This is a genomic window from Caballeronia udeis, from assembly GCF_001544555.2.
GTDB lineage: Bacteria > Pseudomonadota > Gammaproteobacteria > Burkholderiales > Burkholderiaceae > Caballeronia > Caballeronia udeis.
The window spans coordinates 1-2,697 of the sequence record NZ_FCOK02000170.1 but is presented as its reverse complement, the minus strand read 5'-3'; the positions used below and the strand labels follow the sequence as shown (position 1 = coordinate 2,697).

Below are 2,697 nucleotides of genomic sequence, written 5' to 3'. Positions count from 1 at the left end.
GCCGTTGCCCAGCGTGATGCTATCGGTGAACACCGACGTGCCGGTAGCAGCGCCCAGACTGTTAAGCGACAGCGTGATGTTCGCGTTGTCTGCCGAACCGTTCACGACCACACCATGGCTGTTGGCCGTCAACGTGCCGAGGTTGATGTTGTCGGTACCGGTCAGCGTCAGGCTCGTCAGGTTCGAGTCGTTAACACCACCCGCGAAGGTGATGCCGCCGGTGCCCGTGCTGGTGCCGTTGATGGTCAGCGAAGCCGCATTGTCCGTGAACGCGTTGGTAACCAACAGGCCGCCCGTGCCCTTCACCGTCAGGTTCGTCAATGACGAATCGCTCAGGCTGCCGATGGTAACCACACCCGCTGCGGCAACACCGCTGTCATTGATGGTTGCCGTCACGTTGCCAATGCCGTCGAGGGCTTGGTTAGCATCGCCCAGCGTGAGGCCACCGATGCCGAAAGCACCCTTGGTCGTAGCCGAACCCAGCGTCAGTGCCAGGCTGTCGGTCGTGCCGGCCGTGTCTGTCGTGAAGAAGGAAACCGTACCAGCGTAAGCCGAGTCAATCGACAGCGAACCGCCTGCTGCCACACCCTGAACCGTCAATGCAGCTGTGTTGCCGGCTGCTGCGCCCTGGACGTCGATAGCGGTGAAAGCCGCGTTGTTGCCCAGGAAGAAGGTTTCAGCGGCACCCGTGCCCACGGCTGCGCCGAGACCCAGCACATGGAAACCTGTGACCGTGCCCAGCGTGCTTGCTTGAGCTGCGCCCGTGCCGGTGGTGGCCGCTTGCGTGGCGCCGTTCCACACGATTTCCTCGGCAGCCGTACCGTTACCGGCGATAGCCTTGGTAGCAGCAGCCGAAATCGTCACGACGTCGGTACCCGTGCTGGTCGACGTGAATGCCGTAGTCGTACCCAGATTCGTCGTTACACCAGCGCCGCCGCTGACGTTGACTGCCGCGAGGGAGGTCGCGTTCTGGGTCACGTTGAAATTCTGAGTACCGGAAACATTCAACGTCGTCAGAGCGGTGTCATTGAACGTCAGTGCCGAAGCGGCAGCGCCACCCGTGACAACGTTCAACGTCTTGATGCCTGCATCGCTCACAGCGGCTGTGGCGCCCGTGACTGCGTTTGCGTTCAAATTCAGCGCCGTGACAGCCTGTGTAGCCAAGGAACCCGCTTCGTTGATAGCAACAGCCCCACCCGTACCGGCCAGGGTCAGCGTCGTCAAGCCCGTGTCATTGATGTTCGCACCGCTGCTGAAGTTGTTCAGCGAGACGCTAGTAATCGTGCCGACCTTGGTCGTGCTGCCAAAACTCACGTCGGTGACAGTCACGAGACCGTCCACGATACCGCCAACAGCAGCGGTGCCGGCAGCCGGAAGGGTGCCAGGGTTAAAAATGTTGCTGGTCACAGCGAGGCCGTTGCCTGTATCAGCAAGGGCCGTAGCGCCAGGGGCCGTTGCGGTAAACGTAACCGTAGCTCCGACGGCGCTAGCAGTGAACCCCCCCGCCCAGGTACCACTCACCGAACCACCGTTGGTAGTAATTGTAGTTATGGCGGCCGCCAGATTTGCACCGTTGGCCTCAGCCAGATACAGCGCGGCGAGTTGTGCTCCCGATACCAGGTTAACAGCGCCCGCAGTGACAGTCACGCCCCCGATAATCACCGTGTTATTCGTACCTACCGGACCGAAAGTAATGGCGGCAGTTGCAGGAGTGAAGGTACCAGCAGCAATGCCAGACACTGCAGCCACAGCAGCAGTTTGCGACACGGACACCGACGTCGTCGTTGCGGTACCGTTGACATTAACGGCGCCTTCGGTAGCAACAAACGAGGTACCGGTGGTGCCGGTGACTGTCGGAGCAACAACGTTCTCAGTCACGCTGACTGTCGTGCCGCCCGTCGTCGTGATTGCGCCCGCTACGGCTGAAGCTGCGACCAACGCCGCATCTGTCGTAGTCACTGTGATGGTGCCGGTCGGAGCAGCGGTCGTGCTGCCGACGTTAATCGTGCCAGCCCCGACGCCGGTGGCAGTCACGGCAACGTTCGAACCGCCGAGGATGTTGATGTTGCCGCTAACTTGTGCTGCGTCAGTCACGCTGACTGCGGTGGTGCCAGCAGCGGTAATGCCCGTGGTGAGGCCGACACCGGCTGTACCGCCAACTTCCGTCACGTTCAACGCGGTCAAACCAGTGTAGCCGGTGAAGTTGTCACCGGTAACGCCTGCGCCAAAGCCTGACGAAATCAAATTGACAGTCTGCACGCCGCTGACAGTCGTTCCGGCCGGCAACGACGTGCCACCCGCCAGGTCAACAATGCTGAGCGTGTTGTTGATGCCTGTTGCAGCGATTTTGTCGCCAGAAGTGAACGTCGGGAGAATCGTGCCCAGGGTACCGATCGTACCGCTGACAACCGAGTTACCTGCCGGTGTAATGCTATCCAGGCTCGTGGTCAGCGCGAAGGTTTGGGCAACCGTGCCGCTGCCGATGTTTGCCAGCGTGGTCGGAAGGGCTGCTTGAGCGGTTGCTTCCGAAGTCGTGTCAACTACCGTAGACACTGCTGCGCGTGCGTTGGCTGCTGATGCCGAGCTGGAGTAAGCGATCTGAGCCGATACCGATTGACCCACCGCTGCCGTGAACGCGTCTGCATAGGCCAGCTTCGCGGTCAGTTGCGTTGCATCCGTACCCTGAGCGCCGTTATA

Annotated in this window: 1 protein-coding gene; it reads right to left on the bottom strand. The window is 61.0% G+C overall.

Annotated features, from left to right (window positions below):
- Nucleotides 1-2,697: beta strand repeat-containing protein (locus AWB69_RS49085; RefSeq protein WP_062093190.1), on the bottom strand; the 2,697-nt coding region annotated here is incomplete at both ends.